This window comes from Marinomonas sp. MED121 (assembly GCF_000153025.1).
In the GTDB taxonomy this organism is placed as follows: Bacteria; Pseudomonadota; Gammaproteobacteria; order Pseudomonadales; family Marinomonadaceae; genus Marinomonas.
Genome location: NZ_CH672429.1, coordinates 113,495 through 128,695, shown reverse-complemented (window position 1 = coordinate 128,695; position 15,201 = coordinate 113,495). Strand labels below are relative to the sequence as shown.

Sequence of the window (15,201 nt, the reverse complement as noted above, 5' to 3'; positions counted from 1 at the left end):
AACCTCTTAGTGGAGTTGTGGCGCATTGGGAGCTTAGATAATGACCTTTTTTTATGACTGATTCAGGACATTAAGATGACGCTTTTGTTGCAATTTAGTGTCTGATAAGTATTAGGTTTGATGCTGTTTTATCTTGGAAAGGGTTAATCACAGGTTTGCTTGTGCTTAAGGTTCGTGTGAAAGCGATTTATTCATAGACAGGTTTAGCGTGGGAGGGAATGTTTAAAAAGGACATGATTTTTTCTTTTTCCCAGTTGGCATCTTTTTGGCCAAGTTCAATCAGGCTTCGACAATAATCTTGGGTAAAGAGCAAATAACTTGCAGCCGAGCTACCGCCTGCTTTTGGTGTCGCGCCGATTGCTCCCATCACACATTTTAACCCCGTGGGTAAGTCGGAAAAATGTTGGGCAGCAAGCTGATCTAACTCCACAGAGGGTGAAATAATCATGGTCTCAATTGGCTGATATTGAGATTGAGGCTGGTTGGCACTTAATTTATTAATGCGTTCAAGCTGCTCAATATCATCTTCTAAATTATCAATAAATGCACTGTTGAGGAGTTGCCCTGTAATCTGTGCGATGGAAGGTGGGTGTGGTCTTGAGACCTCACTATGCCAGTGTTTGGGCGCGCGATTACCACTGACACCAATAATCATGACTTTTTTGGCACCAAGGTGCAGGGCTGGGCTGATAGGGGATTGTTGGCGCATGGCCCCATCCGCAAAATAGTGTTCGCCAATTTTTTGTGCTGGAAAGATGGTAGGAATGGCACTAGAGGCGAGTAAGTGGTTATAAGTCAGCCTACTTCTTAAGCCCAAGCTACGATTGCTTTCCCAATTGGATAAGGAGGATTTGCCTTGGTAAAAGCTGGTGGTTTTGCCTGAGCTATAACTCATGGCGGTAATGCTAATGGCTTCTAATTGTTTGTGATGAATGCAGGTATTAATTTTATCTAGGTCTAAAAAACGCTGTAGTAGCTGCCTTAATGGTTGATTATTTAGCAGGGATAATTGCTGGGTCGGATGTCCATTTTGAAATAAAGATAATAAAATTCGACCAATTGAAGACACCATAGACATGGAATCTACCTGGTAAATCTGGTCTGGTGTTAAGTGTCGCCATAGGTAAGATAATTTACTAATGGCTCGGGTAAAGTTATCTGCATTTGCCGCAAGCATCGCCGCATTTAAGGCACCTGCTGAGGTACCACAGATAATGGGAAAGGGGATGCTTGAGTGCTTAGGCATCATTTTACCAATGGCAGATAATACCCCCACTTGATAGGCTGCTCTGGCACCACCGCCAGAGAGAATTAAAGCCGTATGATCTTTTTTAACCACAAGCGCCTCCTTCTCTTTTGTCTTTTAAGCATAAGCTAGAGTCAGGTAAGCCTCAATAAAGATTTTTGTAATTCTGATATGAATTTTGTTTATGAATCAATTAAATGACAGGAAACCTGCGAATAAGTCCTCCCGCCTCAGCGTGTGAATAAAAGTAACTAGATTTATGGCGAGGGACGCAACTTAATAGTTATTCTATTGATAAGGTCCTCAACCTAAAGATAGGTCTTTTAGACCACGCCCTTTGGGTCTTTCAGAAAAAATGTCACTCTACGTTGTCCCTTCTCGAAAGGTGCCTACATTACGTCAAAGTGACGCCTTGTTTGACACTTTTTCTGACAAGACTGAGAAGAGGTGACTTAATCGCAGGTTCCCTAGGAAATATTTCATTTTGACTATTCGCGAGCTAGTTTTAGATAAGGTGAAATTTAAGTTAATAAGGCCTGCTTATAGTAAGCAGTTTAACCTAACGTTTTATTTAAATTATTGATATTACTTATAGTTATTATTACTAATAACGACATAATCTAAATGGACTAATTGTTTCAGTTACGAGACAATGAATGAAAATGATTGACAAAAAATGAGTAGAACCCATGGAAAACCAAGTCAGTAATAAAAATAATGTTGTCATCAGTGGCGTTGGCCTATGGACACCTGAAAATACGATTACAAATGAAGAACTCGTTGAAAGTTATAATGCATGGGCAACTAAATTTAATCATGAGCATGAAGTTCAAATAGCCGCCGAAGAAATAGCCGCTAAACCTTTATCAAGTGCTGCCTTTATTGAAAAAGCCTCAGGTATTAAAAGTCGTTATGTTTATGCCAAAGAAGGGGTGTTGGATATTGATCGAATGCGTCCTAAACTGGAACCGCGAAGTGATGATGAGCTCTCTCATCAAGCACAAATGGCGGTTTCAGCGGCCGAAAAAGCCCTGTTAGCGGCGAATAAGACGCCAGCTGATGTTGATATGGTGATAGTCGCCTGTGCCTATACTGAGCGATCATATCCTGCCATTGCGATTGAAGTGCAAGCCAAACTGGGTATTCAAGGATTTGGCTTTGATATGTTAGTGGCGTGCTCTGCCGCGACTTTTGGTTTGCAGCGGGCACATGACTCAGTGGCAGCAGGCAGTGCTAAGTGTGTATTGGTGATTAACCCTGAACTGACCTCGCCACAAGTAAATTATACCGATAGAGATTCACACTTTATTTTTGGTGACGTCGCTACCGCTGTGGTTGTTGAAACCTCTGCTACTTGCCAGTCAGAGTATAGTTTTGATGTTATGGGGACTCGCTGTGTCACGTCATACTCAAATAATATTCGCTCTAACTTTGGTTATGTTGCCAGAGTCACCGACGAAGATCCTTTTGCGACAGATAAGCTTTTTCATCAAAATGGCCGCAAAGTTTTTAAAGAAGTGTGCCCTATGGCAGCGGAACATATTGAAAACCACTTGTCAGATTTAGGGGTCAAGGTGTCTGATTTGAGACGTTGGTGGCTACATCAAGCGAATATTAATATGAACTTATTGATTAGTAAGCGTTTGCTGGGCAGAGATGCCACACCTGATGAAGCACCAGTGGTGCTGGATACCTTTGCTAATACAGCATCAGCAGGCTCTATTATTGCTTTTGCTAAAAACCATACGGACTTGCTAAAAGGGGATATCGGGGTAATTTGTTCCTTCGGTGCTGGCTATTCTATTGGTAGCTTGGTATTGAAAAAGCGTTAACGCACAAGCTTTTATTAGAAAGCCGTCTAGGAGATTTCCTAGGCGGCTTTTTTTTGTTTTAAAAACAGGAATAAATGCAAAAATCAATAATGTTAATCTAAATGAGAATGATTCTTGAATTCATTTTTGGTTTGACGTATATTCCAAATATGGCACAGGAAGAGGCGATCTTTGTTCTCCCTGCTGCAACTAGAAATTAGACGGTTTGGAGGTGTGTCGATGGGAGCTTCAACTAACAAGCAAGAGGATATTGGCTTTGTGGTGCTAAGTAATTTGCATGAGCAATATAGTTTATGGCCAAAGTTACAGGATATTCCTATGGGATGGTATTTGGAATATGGGCCTGGTGATAGGGATACCTGTATTGATTATATCGATCGCCATTGGGCGCATCCCAAAAAGAATGCTTAATGAAAAGGGAGAGGCTATTCGCTGCAACACTGCTGCTCAGTATCAAGTAGGTCTGTTTACTTGTGTTGACATGTTTGAAGCGACTAGCCCAGAAGCAAACGGGTTAGAAATATCAATAGGATTGGCCACTATGGTGAGTACATTTGGCTTTGAAAGGTTAGCAATCAAGCAAGGAGATGAGTTATGAGCCAATTTGAAAGTCAGGTGGAGCAGGGGTTTGAAGAGGCTTATCGTAAAGCGGGTTTTTGGCGAGATGAGCCGTTAACCCAAATCCTGTTCGAGCAAGCAGAGGCAAATGCTCATAAGGTGGCTATTATAGAGGGCGATAGACAAATTACCTATTTAGCATTAGAGCAAATGGCAAATAATTTGGCCCTTTATTTACAGCAGCAAGGGGTTAAGCGTTTTGATACGGCCTTGGTGCAATTGCCTAATTGCGCAGAGTTTTACGTGGTTTACTTTGCCTTGTTAAAGCTGGGCGTCGCATCGGTGAATGCGCACTTTCATTACCAAGAAAGTGAGTTAAGTCACTGTCTTGAGCAATTAAAACCCAATGTTCTCATTGTTTCTCAAACCCATGAATTATTTTCAAATGATGCTTTTGTACAGGGAATTAACCCATCTCAGTATGATTTTAAGGCTGTTTTGTCCTTAGGTGACTGTGAGTATGCAAACTCTTTGGCATCCATTTTATCCGAAACCAAGCAAGGCCAACCAAAAACCATAGATCAAGCGTCTGATGCTGATCAACTTGCTTTCTATCAGCTTTCTGCTGGATCTAATACTAGGCCAAAGCTAATTGCTCGTACCCATAATGATTATCTCTATAGTGTGCAAAAAAGCATTGAGTCTTGTGGTTTAAATAATGAGACACGCTACTTGTGTGCTTTGCCGTTACATCATAACTTCTCTATGAGTGCGCCAGGTGCAATTGGGGTGTTTTATGTTGGAGCTTGTTTGGTGATTGCAAACTCACCAGACCCTGTCGAATGTTTTGATTTAGTGCGCAAACACCAGGTTAATATGACGGCCTTAACGCCTGTCTGGTTAAATTTGTGGTTAGAGTACGCAACAAAATCTCAAGACTCTTTGCCAAGCCTGAAATTGCTACAGCTAGGTTGTGCTGGGTTAACACCTGGGCAGGCTAAAAGAGTGCATGACCTGCTTGCTTGCCAGTTGCAGCAAGTCATTGTGATGGAAGAGGGTTTGGCAAGTAAAAAAGTTATTTTAGATACAGGCAATTCACAAGAAGCATTAAATAATAAGGTTGTTAGAGGCCCCTATGTTTTTCAAGGTTTTTTTAATGGTCCTTCTTTTCACCAAGTACAACTTGATGAGACTGAAATTAATGGGGTGGAGCAATATCAAAGTATGGCCCGTCGTCAAATAGACGTGCTGCGAAGAGATAACCAAAATAAGAAACGCCTACCTCTCAGGGTTTTGACCTTGACAGAGAAAACAGGGTTTCTTGCCAGAAAGTTTGCACTGCCATTGGGTTCAAGGTTAAGTCCTGTCATTTCGAATTCTCCTTTTAGCAAAGGGTAAGTTTGAGCAGCAGGTGAGCTTTTTCGCTGCTAGCTTCTGTGCAAATCAGTGCTTGTTGCCAGATAAGCCTCATTTTGTTTTTAATAAGTTTAAGTGATTGAATCTGCAATAAATTTAAGCGACCATAAGTTTAAGTTAATCACTTTAGAGGCTAATATGGCAATTCATGCTCAAGCAGGACAGCTTGCTTCCCACACTGAACTGGTGAATATTCCCGCATTAATGACGGCGTATTTTTGTAAAAAGCCAGATGTATTGGCAGATGCAAGTCAAAAAGTTGTCTTTGGTACATCTGGCCATAGGGGCTCAGCCCTTAATACCAGTTTCAATGAAAACCATATTTTAGCGATTTGTCAGGCTATTGCAGAGTATCGAGCTGCGCAGAATATTAATGGGCCCTTATATCTTGGTAAGGATACTCATGCTTTGTCTGAGGCGGCTTTTCAAACCGCATTGGAAGTCTTGGTTGCTAACGGTGTTAGGGTGCGAGTGCAAACTGATAGCTATACACCCACTCCCGTTATTTCCCATGCGATTTTAACTCATAATCAAGTCCAGAATGATATTGCAGATGGTATTGTCATTACCCCATCCCATAATCCTCCAGAAGATGGCGGCATCAAATACAATCCGCCTAAAGGTGGGCCTGCCGATACTGACATTACCAATCAGATTGCTGAACGTGCGAATGTACTTTTAAGTCAAAATTTAATGGATGTTAAGCGCCTTCAAGGGCGCGCTTTATTTGCCTCTGCTTTAATTGAAGAGTTTGATTATATTGAGCATTATGTTGCTGACCTTGAAAATGTGATTGATATGAAGGCTATCGCAAAAGCAGGTGTTAGGATTGGCGTGGACCCCATGGGGGGTTCTGGTATTCAATTTTGGCAGCCGATTGCAGAAAAATATGGCCTTAATATAGAAATCGTCAATACCAAGGTAGATGCTTGTTTTGCTTTTATGCCATTGGATAAAGATGGGCGAATTCGGATGGATTGCTCTTCTCCTTATGCGATGAATAACTTGCTTAATATGAAGGATAAATTTGATATCTCAGTGGGAAATGATCCAGACTTTGATCGTCATGGTATTGTCTGCCCCTCTTCGGGTTTGATGAACCCTAATGCTTATCTAGCCGTCGCCATCGAATACCTAGCAAAACACAGACCCCAATGGCCTAGCAGTACTCTATTTGGTAAGACCTTGGTGTCAAGCGGTATGATTGATCGTGTTGTTACTGGTTTAGGACGTGAATTGTGTGAAGTGCCTGTTGGGTTTAAGTGGTATGTGGATGGGCTATATTCTGGTGAGATGGGGTTTGGTGGCGAAGAAAGCGCTGGTGCCTCTTTTTTACGTCATGATGCGAGTGTTTGGACAACCGATAAAGATGGTTTTATTTTAGCCCTTTTAGCGGCAGAAATTATTGCCGTGACAGGCAAAGACCCTCATCAAATTAGCCAAGAGCAAGTGGCGAAATATGGCCAACCATATTATAAGCGCATTGATGTGCCTTGCTCTGGTGAAGCGAAAGCGATTTTAGCGAACCTTAATGAAAGTGCTGTAAAAGGGGATAGCTTAGCAGGAGATAAGATTAGTCGCGTTTTGACTAAAGCGCCGGGTAACCAGGCTGCGATAGGAGGACTAAAAGTCGAAACCAGCAATGGTTGGTTTGCTGCTAGACCTTCAGGCACAGAAAATATTTATAAAATCTATTTGGAGAGCTTTGTCTCAGAAGCACATTTAGCGCAATTAGAAATTGATGCTAAAGCATTGGTTGATCAAGCGCTTGCTTAGGTTTTCTGTTTAGAGATAAAAAAAGGAGCCTAGGCTCCTTTTTTTATCTCTTGATTTGATTATTGTGTTTTAAACCAGCCAGATAACCCTTTAAAGTCATCAACCACATTTAAGATTTGATTACTCGCTTGAGTGGCTTGAGTGACTTGCCCAGCATTAGCTTTTACCTTGTCATTAATATCTTCAATTTGTTGCTCAATGTGCTTAGAGGAGGTTTGTTGCTCTGTGATGGCAGAGCTGACAAGTTTGTTTAGCTGGTGGATTTCTGCAATGGAATCAACCGCGATACTTAGTTTGTCGTTAGCTTGGTTGATACTGGTTTGTATATGGTTACTTTGATCTTTGCCGCCTTGTATTGCTTTAACGGCTTCATTTGTCCCTGTTGTGACATTTAGTAGCACTTTTTGTATTTCTTCCGTTGATACATGGGTCTTTTGTGCTAGGTTTCTCACTTCATCTGCCACCACGGCAAAGCCACGGCCTTGTTCTCCTGCACGCGCAGCCTCAATGGCTGCGTTTAAAGCAAGTAAGTTAGTTTGTTCTGCAATGCCTTGAATGACCTCTAACACTGAGTTTACTTGCTCTGTTTGACTAGCAAGTGATTCTATTGCCTTTGATGCTGAGTCTATATCGCCTACCAGTTTATCTATACCGCTTAAGGTTAGCTGCATTGCGTCCTTACTTTCTGTCGCAACTTCCTTACTGTGATGGCTTGCTTGTGCAGTTTGTTCGACCCTTTCAACAGAGTCATCAGATAGCTCACTCATGGTATTGATTGCTGTTTTCGCTTCTAGGCTTTGTTGCTCTTGAGCGTTAGAATTTTCGGTCAAATTTTCGGCAATATCATGTAAGTTCTGAGAACTAGTTGTTAGTGATACGGTTGAGTTTTTAAGTTGCCCGGATAGGGTTGATAAGAAGTCTTTTAATGCTTGGGTAGCCTGGCCTAATTCACCCAACTCGTCACTGCGTTTGACTGAAATATCCGTACTAATTTTACCTTGTGCAAGTTGAGAGACATTATTTATAAGGATGAGTAGAGGCGAAATAATGGTCTTGTTAATAACGGTAGATGCACCAAATGTAATCGCAATAAGCACTAGAATTAAGGCTATTAAAGAGCCGATGATACTTTTATTGACTGAGTCAGACACTGAAGTTCGCTTTGCAATGCTAATTTCAGCCAGGGTATTTGATAGCTGCTCAACTTGGGCAGAGGGTTCTCTATCAATGCCAGAAACAGCCTTATCTCCTACTTTGATGTCAAAGTTTGCGGCGACAAAGGCGTTATAACCTTGTTGGTATTTTTCGCCCATTTGTAAGTGGTTATTTTTAAACGCTTTGGCAATATTGAGTTGTTCAGGATAGTTATCAAGATAGGAAATCAGCTGGCTTGAAATACCTTGTACTTTCTCTTCTTGGTCTTTGAATTTACCCCAGTATTTCTTTAATTGCTTAGGGTCTTTGCCGCGAATGAGAACATTTTTCCATTCTTGAACCTGACGTTTAAACTCTATATTTAAGGTTAAGGCTGTTCTTTCTGCCGTTAATTCGGTTGAAAAAATTTCATCGTAATTATTAAAGCCTTGATTGATATTGTTAATGGCGACTAAGGCAACTAATAAAGCAGCTGCAATAGCAATCGAAATGATACTAAGTAGCTTTTTGGATAAGGACATGTGTGCTTCTCTTTTTATTTAAAGGTAATTAGCCACTAGGAGAATGAAAATGACATGTCCATATTTTCAAAAAGCAAAATCTTAGTATGTGTTGGCTTGTTATAATGAATCCATTTTAATTTTACTTGAATACAGCTAACACAATGTAAATATATGTATGAGTCAAGTATGCTTGTTTCGTGTAAAAACAAGATTTCTTCATTATAGCCTTTAAATTACAACCTGCTTTGAGCCTCATAAATGAATCTATTGTTAGGGAACCTGCGATTAAGTCACCTCTTCTCAGTCTGCTCTCTTAAGGTATAGGGGAAAAAGTGTCAAACAAGGCGTCACTTTGCGTTTATTAATAGAAAGTCACTGTAGGTACCTTTCGAGAAGTAACAACACAGGGTGTTACTTTTTCTGAAATGCCGTATAGGTATTATTTAAAGACGCCGAAGGGCGTGGTCTAAAAGCCCTATTTTTACGTTGAGGACCTTATCAATAGAATAACGATTAAGTTGCGCTCCTCGCCATAAATCTAGCGGCTTTTATCCACACGCTGAGGCGGGAGGACTTATTCGCAGGTTCCTTAGCTTAGGTGCTTATTTAGGTTGTTTTTTATACTTGGGCAAGCCGATTGAGCCATTTAGTGAGTTGAAAATCCAGTTGAGAGGAGAGTTTGGTCGCTTCTTGTTTAAGTGCTTTTGCTGTTTGATAATCAATTCGTTTCCCTGCAAAAATAACCCAATTACCACTGCTTGTGTTGACGCTCCTTATATCAACAAAATATTCTCTTAATACCTCTATGAGGTTCGTGTAGTTGTGTTCTTCTTCCCAGCAGTTAATGACGAGCCAGCCTTCACTTTTAAGCTGAGCATCGCAGTTTTCAATGAATTTACTGGCAATGACAGATTTATCCATACCTTGCTCTAAATACAAGTCAGTAAAAAGTAGATCGACTTTTTTGTCTTGTTTTTGAGCGATATACTTTTTTGCGTCCTGCTCAATGACTTGTAATCGCTTTGACCTGGGTAAGTGAAAGTACTTTTCTGCAATCTCAATCACTTTAGGGCGCAGCTCAACGGCATTTAGTTTGATGCCAGGTACTGTATCTAGCAGCGCTCTTAATAGGCAGCCTCCGCCTAAGCCTAAAACCGTGGCTCTTTTAGGCTTGCAAAAAAGCAGGCTTAGCATCATTGCTTGGGTGTATTCGTGTTGCAATACATTAGGTTTAGCCAAGCTAATACGACTTTGCTCATCGCCTTGGGCAAAAGATAATAGGCGATATTGACCATCTTCATGGACCGTCATCTTTCCCAGTTCATCTTGGCAAAAATAGATTACTTGCGAGTTTTGCATCTTTTAGCTCTTTATAAAAAAGCACCCGCTTAAATGGCGGGTGCGATGGTGAGGAAGTTAAGCGTTAAACTTGGGCCGCTTCTTTTAAGTGTTTTAGCAGCGCTTGTAGCGGGTGTAATACGGCTTTTTGATCAAAACGTTTCACCTGACTACGACATGAATAGCCTGTTGCTACAATACGATCTTGCAAGGTTTCATCGTTTACCTTGTCTTTCCAAGACAACTCATAAATGTCTTTTGATGTTTCAAGGTTTGCTGTCTCATGGCCATAAGTGCCTGCCATGCCACAACAACCCACATTCTCAACTTTTAAGCTTAAACCCAGTAAAGAGAAGACTTTAACCCAATCTTGGATAGAGGCTGCCGCATTGGTTTTTTCCGTACAATGGGCCAATAAATGATAGGTTTCATCTTCTAAGGCAAAAGGCTGACTCGACAGATGCTTTGTTTTACCGACTAACCATTCTTGTAATAGGTTGACGGTTGGAATCTCACGGTTATCGCCAATGACTTTAGGGTACTCTGAGCGAAAACTTAAGGTCATGGAAGGATCAACCCCCACAAATGGAATCTTATAAGCTGCTAATTCTTCTAACATGTCTAGGTTCTTATTCGCCGCTTTCTCAAATGCCTTGAAGAAACCATGTACATGCAAGGGTTTACCATTTGGTTTGTAAGGCGCTAAGAAGGCTTGAAAACCAAGGCGCGTCAATAACTCCATGGTGTCTAGTACCAATTGTGTCTCAAAATAACTGGTAAAAGCATCTTGCACTATGATGACCGCTTTATGTCTTTCATATGGGTTGATTGCATCAAGCGCCATTGGTGTTGCGAAGCGAATACCACGCTTATCCATCTCTTTTTTGATGTTGAGTTTAGAGAGTGTTGGGCTATCTGTGATGCCTAAATAGTTAGCGCTCAAGCGGTTGATCCAAGCTTGTTCCATCATCCAATTATAAGGCTGAGGGAATTTAGCTAAAGTCGGCATAATGTATTCCATTGAACCAACCACATAATCTTTTACTGGACGCAAATAGCGTGAGTAATAGATCTCTAGGAACTTGGCTCTAAATTCAGGCACATCGACCTTAATCGGGCATTGGCCTACACAGGATTTACAGGCAAGGCAGCCCATCATGGATTCATGGACTTCGTTGGAGAAATCATAGTCACCACGGCGTTTTTTCAAGGTATTACTCAGGCGAGGGATGAAGCTAGTAATAAAACTCCCTAGATAACCCGTTTCTTTTATCTTGTCACTGACAGCTTGAGTGTCGACCCCTTGCTCACTCATGCCTCTTAGCCATTCACGCATTAAAGACGCACGGCCTTTTGGTGAGTGAATACGCTCGCGCGTCCCTTTGTAAGAAGGGCACATGGCATCGTTTGGATCAAAGTTATAACAAGCACCATTACCATTACAGTACATGCCGGCTTGAAATTGATCGCGGTTAACCAGCGGGATTTGACGATCAAACTGACCCCTCATCGGCACTTCATCAATTTTTAATAGTTCAACGCCAAGCTCGAATGGGGTGGCAATTTTGCCTGGGTTTAACTGGTTGTGTGGGTCAAACGCGCCTTTTACCTGCTGAATCACAGGGTAAAGCTCACCAAAGAATTCAGTCGCGTATTCAGAACGAACCCCTTTGCCGTGCTCACCCCATAAAAGACCGTCATATTTCTGCGTTAGGGCAACCACTTTATCTGTGATGTCACGAATCAAGCTTTCGTTCTTTTCATCTTTCATATCGATAGCAGGGCGTACATGTAAAACCCCGGCATCCACATGACCAAACATGCCATAGCTTAAATCATGGGCATCGAGCACGGCACGAAACTCCATAATGAAGTCAGCAAGATTTTCGGGCGGCACCGCCGTATCTTCAACAAAGGGAATCGGGCGACCTTCGCCTTTGGCATTACCCAAAAGGCCAACTGACTTTTTACGCATGGCCCAGATTTTTTTCACATTTTCATGGCCTTGGGCCAAGGTGTAGCCCAGTACCTTGCTATTAGGCTTAGCAAGAGCGGTATCTAATAAATCCGTCAGGACCTTAATGCGATTGTCTACTTCAGTTTGGTCGTTACCTGTGTATTCAACTAAGTTCACACCCTGAAGCTCTTTACCGACATTATCCCCACTTTCATTTGGAAAGAAATCAGCGACTGAATGCCAAATGATGTCGTCTTTGGCAAGGCCAAGTACGCGAGAGTCTACGGTTTCAATCGAGGTTGGGGCCGCGTTTAGTAACTCTTTGGCGTGACGTAATGAGCCTTCAAAGCTGTCATAACGAATGTTGACTAAGGTGGCGAAGGTAGGAATCTTAAGCAGGTTAACCTTGGCTTCGACAATAAAACCTAAGGTGCCTTCTGAGCCACAAAGTACCGAGTTTAGGTTGAAGGCTTTGTTCTCATCTCGTATGTGAGCTAAATCATAGCCAGTAAGGCAACGGTTTAATTCAGGGAAAATCTCATCGATTTTAGCTTGGTTCTGGTTAAAGGCATCATCAACCACACGGTGAATATGGCCTGCATAATCTTCACGCTGTTTTTCTTCAGCCAGCGCCTCATCAGAAATAGGACCAGAGCTAATAAGGGTGCCATCAAGTAATACCGTATCAAGTGAAAGGACATGATCACGGGTTTTACCGTACATGACAGAACCTTGACCACTGGCATCGGTATTTATCATGCCGCCTATGGTGGCACGGTTACTGGTGGAAAGTTCTGGTGCAAAGAAAAGTCCGTGTTCTTTCACCGCCGCATTTAACTGATCTTTTACCACACCGGTTTGGACTCTGGCCCAGCCTTCTTCCGCGTTAATTTCAAGCACCTGATTCATGTGCTTGGATAAGTCCACAATCAAACCATCGGTTAATGACTGGCCATTAGTGCCAGTACCACCGCCTCGTGGGCTTAGTACAATGGACTGAAATTCTTCAAGGTGGGCAAGGCGGGTTAATAGCTGAATATCAGCGACGGACTTGGGGTAAATAACACCTTGAGGAAGTACTTGATAAATCGAGTTGTCCGTGGCGAGTACAACTCGATTTGCATAGTCAGGGTTAGTATCACCACTAAAACCATCGGCCTTTAAACGTTCGATAAAACCTAGATATAGGGATTGAGTTGGGGTGATATCTGACAGCTTAGGGATCATGTTTATTGTCTCTACTTGAATGGCTCGGTGATTTTAACAAATAACCTGTCGCTTTTGGGGATATCTAAAATGAAAAAAAATATTGAACTAATCATTTTTATGCATGTCAGATATTTTAACTTTGAGATTGCTCAAATTTATTGATTCCTTAGTATGTTAGTATTCGCCTCATTTTTAATGAGGCTTTTTTTTGCCTGCCTTTTATTGTTATGAGAACGAGTACGGAATCTTCATGATACACCCCTTAACACTCACCTTAGATGATCAGCTTTTACGTGATAGAAATATCAGTGTGTGTATTTATCGTGGGGATCTTGAGTATGCAGACGCACCGGGTAATAAGTGGCATAAATTAAGATTTAATCTGGCAGCAGCCAAAGCTCAAGGTGCAAAGCATCTGATAAGTTTTGGTGGACCTTTCTCTAACCATTTGCACGCGTTAGCTAATACGGCACAACAAGAAGGTATGATACCTGTTGCGATTGTTCGGGGAGAATTACAGCCTCAACTGACGCCGACCTTACGTGATTTTGTAGCAGCTGGCGGTATTTTGTGGCCAAGTAAGCGTGTTGATTACCGAGCAGGCATGGAATCTGACTTTGTGTCGAGTCTTAAAGGTTATTATCCAGACGCTTTTTGGGTGCCAGAAGGCGGGTCTAATAGCTTGGGGGTAAAAGGTTGTTATTACTGGGCAAATGCTATAAAGCAGCAAGCGGATGAAATTGGCAGCTTTGATACCTGGCTGGTAAGTGCGGGAACAGGTGCAACCAGTGCAGGTTTTTTAGCCAATGATAATGTTCCTAATATGCTTGTCTTTCCCGCGTTAAAAGGAGGGGAGGCCTTGCTATCAGATATTCACTCCCTTGCGCTGCAACAAAACCCTGACAGTCACTTGCAACGTTTATCTATTGTGGGTGAATATCACCATGGCGGTTACGCGAGACTGCCAAGTGAATTAAAGGACTATATTGAGCAACTGCATCAACTTAACCCTCATTTAAGGTTAGACCCTGTTTATACGGCCAAACTTGTCTATGGGGTAGAGCAAGAAATACGCAAAGGTAAGTTGACGAATCAAAAGCTGTTGCTTATTCATACAGGAGGGCTGCAGGGTTGGCGCGGATATCAATAATATCCGACAAAAATACCTAAGCATTTAGTTTTCTTTAGTCTGACGTGGTAAAGTTCGCACCGAATTATTTGTCACTTGTTTTTAAGACAGTGATTTTATCCTTTTGTTTTTAGTATTGATTATCAAAGAGTGATGCACATGAGTCAGTTTGCAAGGGTAGGCATTATTGCCAGACTGGATAACCCCAAAGTATTGGAAACGGTTAAAAAACTGCTGGATTATTTAATCAAAAAAGGGATACAACCGGTTTTAGAAGAAAACCTAAGTACCATGTTACCTGGGATCAAAGTGGATATCGCTCCTATAAAAGAATTAGGGGATAACTGTGACCTGGCCATGGTGGTAGGTGGTGATGGCAGTTTTTTAGGCGCTGCGCGAGCCATTTGCAATTACGATATTCCGGTTTTAGGTATTAACCGAGGTACCTTAGGCTTTCTCACCGATATTTCACCTATCTCTTTAAAAGAAGAGCTAGACCCTATTTTTGCGGGTGAGTATCTAGAAGAAAGGCGTTTTATGATTGATGCCAAGATTACCCGAAATAATAAGCCTAGTGGTGAAGGTAACGCCCTCAACGACATTGTTTTACACCCGGGTAAATCCGCACGAATGATTCGCTTTGATATGTTTATTGATGATCAATTTGTAATGAATCAAAAATCAGATGGTCTGATTGTCGCCACCCCAACAGGGTCAACCGCCTATGCATTATCTGCAGGTGGTCCGATTATGTTACCTAAACTGGATGCCATTGTATTAGTGCCAATGCACCCCCATACCTTGAGTAATCGACCGATTGTAATTGATGCGAATGCAAAAATTCGTATTGTGGTTTGTGATTCAAACTTAACTTACCCAAGTGTGAGTTGTGATGGACAGTTACATATTACTGCTGCGCCAGGAGATGAAATTCACATTGGTCGCAAAGAAGGTGGCATTAGGCTGATACATCCTAAAAATCATGATTTTTATGATGTTTGCCGCAGTAAGTTGGGCTGGCAAACAGGTTACACATCCTAATTTTGGTGAGTTGATAAAAGCATTTTGATACTAGGTATAAG

At 41.7% G+C, this 15,201-nt stretch carries 11 protein-coding genes; 7 read left to right on the top strand and 4 right to left on the bottom strand.

The window, feature by feature from the left end; genetic code table 11:
- Nucleotides 1–187: 187 nt before the first annotated feature.
- Nucleotides 188–1,339 (bottom strand): patatin-like phospholipase family protein, encoded by a 1,152-nt coding sequence (locus tag MED121_RS00630; RefSeq protein ID WP_009831632.1) that lies wholly within the window; start codon nucleotides 1,337–1,339, stop codon nucleotides 188–190.
- Between the two features lie 596 nt (nucleotides 1,340–1,935).
- Between MED121_RS00630 and MED121_RS00625 the strand changes: the two genes are divergently transcribed.
- The 5 genes from MED121_RS00625 to pgm all read left to right on the top strand — a co-directional run bounded on the left by MED121_RS00625 (nucleotide 1,936) and on the right by pgm (nucleotide 6,828).
- Nucleotides 1,936–3,078: a beta-ketoacyl-ACP synthase III gene (locus MED121_RS00625; protein WP_009831631.1), complete on the top strand. Its 1,143-nt coding sequence runs from the start codon at nucleotides 1,936–1,938 to the stop codon at nucleotides 3,076–3,078.
- A gap of 219 nt (nucleotides 3,079–3,297) precedes the next feature.
- Nucleotides 3,298–3,489: an MbtH family NRPS accessory protein gene (locus MED121_RS00620; protein ID WP_009831630.1), complete on the top strand. Its 192-nt coding sequence runs from the start codon at nucleotides 3,298–3,300 to the stop codon at nucleotides 3,487–3,489.
- The gene (locus MED121_RS00615) at nucleotides 3,482–3,676 is read left to right on the top strand and encodes a hypothetical protein (RefSeq protein WP_009831629.1); all 195 of its coding nucleotides are present in this window, start codon (nucleotides 3,482–3,484) and stop codon (nucleotides 3,674–3,676) included. The genes MED121_RS00620 and MED121_RS00615 overlap by 8 nt, the downstream gene beginning before the upstream one ends.
- Nucleotides 3,673–5,034 (top strand): AMP-binding protein, encoded by a 1,362-nt coding sequence (locus tag MED121_RS00610; RefSeq protein WP_009831628.1) that lies wholly within the window; start codon nucleotides 3,673–3,675, stop codon nucleotides 5,032–5,034. Before MED121_RS00615 ends, MED121_RS00610 begins: the two co-directional genes overlap by 4 nt.
- Nucleotides 5,035–5,190: 156 nt before the next feature.
- Complete coding sequence (gene pgm, locus MED121_RS00605) at nucleotides 5,191–6,828, top strand: phosphoglucomutase (alpha-D-glucose-1,6-bisphosphate-dependent) (protein ID WP_036178423.1); 1,638 nt, start codon at nucleotides 5,191–5,193, stop codon at nucleotides 6,826–6,828.
- Between the two features lie 59 nt (nucleotides 6,829–6,887).
- Here the strand turns inward: pgm and MED121_RS00600 are convergent, their stop codons facing one another.
- From MED121_RS00600 to MED121_RS00590, 3 genes are all read right to left on the bottom strand, one after another.
- Complete coding sequence (locus tag MED121_RS00600; RefSeq protein ID WP_009831626.1) at nucleotides 6,888–8,504, bottom strand: HAMP domain-containing methyl-accepting chemotaxis protein; 1,617 nt, start codon at nucleotides 8,502–8,504, stop codon at nucleotides 6,888–6,890.
- Between the two features lie 600 nt (nucleotides 8,505–9,104).
- Nucleotides 9,105–9,845 (bottom strand): fused MFS/spermidine synthase, encoded by a 741-nt coding sequence (locus tag MED121_RS00595; protein WP_009831625.1) that lies wholly within the window; start codon nucleotides 9,843–9,845, stop codon nucleotides 9,105–9,107.
- 64 nt (nucleotides 9,846–9,909) lie between these two features.
- Entirely contained in the window at nucleotides 9,910–13,008 is a 3,099-nt protein-coding gene (locus MED121_RS00590; protein WP_009831624.1) for an FAD-binding and (Fe-S)-binding domain-containing protein, read from the bottom strand.
- Nucleotides 13,009–13,240: 232 nt separating this feature from the next.
- Between MED121_RS00590 and MED121_RS00585 the strand changes: the two genes are divergently transcribed.
- Both MED121_RS00585 and MED121_RS00580 read left to right on the top strand, forming a co-directional pair.
- The gene (locus tag MED121_RS00585; protein ID WP_009831623.1) at nucleotides 13,241–14,140 is read left to right on the top strand and encodes a putative D-cysteine desulfhydrase, PLP-dependent enzyme; all 900 of its coding nucleotides are present in this window, start codon (nucleotides 13,241–13,243) and stop codon (nucleotides 14,138–14,140) included.
- A gap of 138 nt (nucleotides 14,141–14,278) precedes the next feature.
- Complete coding sequence (locus MED121_RS00580) at nucleotides 14,279–15,160, top strand: NAD(+) kinase (protein WP_009831622.1); 882 nt, start codon at nucleotides 14,279–14,281, stop codon at nucleotides 15,158–15,160.
- Nucleotides 15,161–15,201: the final 41 nt, after the last annotated feature.

What these genes read in the sequence shown, in the direction of transcription:
- MED121_RS00610 (WP_009831628.1), top strand. Translation starts at nt 3,673, where the DNA reads ATGAGCCAATTTGAAAGTCAGGTGGAGCAGGGGTTTGAAGAGGCTTAT.
- MED121_RS00600 (WP_009831626.1), bottom strand. Translation starts at nt 8,504, where the DNA reads ATGTCCTTATCCAAAAAGCTACTTAGTATCATTTCGATTGCTATTGCA.
- pgm (WP_036178423.1), top strand. Translation starts at nt 5,191, where the DNA reads ATGGCAATTCATGCTCAAGCAGGACAGCTTGCTTCCCACACTGAACTG.
- MED121_RS00580 (WP_009831622.1), top strand. Translation starts at nt 14,279, where the DNA reads ATGAGTCAGTTTGCAAGGGTAGGCATTATTGCCAGACTGGATAACCCC.
- MED121_RS00620 (WP_009831630.1), top strand. Translation starts at nt 3,298, where the DNA reads ATGGGAGCTTCAACTAACAAGCAAGAGGATATTGGCTTTGTGGTGCTA.
- MED121_RS00590 (WP_009831624.1), bottom strand. Translation starts at nt 13,008, where the DNA reads ATGATCCCTAAGCTGTCAGATATCACCCCAACTCAATCCCTATATCTA.
- MED121_RS00585 (WP_009831623.1), top strand. Translation starts at nt 13,241, where the DNA reads ATGATACACCCCTTAACACTCACCTTAGATGATCAGCTTTTACGTGAT.
- MED121_RS00615 (WP_009831629.1), top strand. Translation starts at nt 3,482, where the DNA reads ATGCTTAATGAAAAGGGAGAGGCTATTCGCTGCAACACTGCTGCTCAG.
- MED121_RS00625 (WP_009831631.1), top strand. Translation starts at nt 1,936, where the DNA reads ATGGAAAACCAAGTCAGTAATAAAAATAATGTTGTCATCAGTGGCGTT.
- MED121_RS00595 (WP_009831625.1), bottom strand. Translation starts at nt 9,845, where the DNA reads ATGCAAAACTCGCAAGTAATCTATTTTTGCCAAGATGAACTGGGAAAG.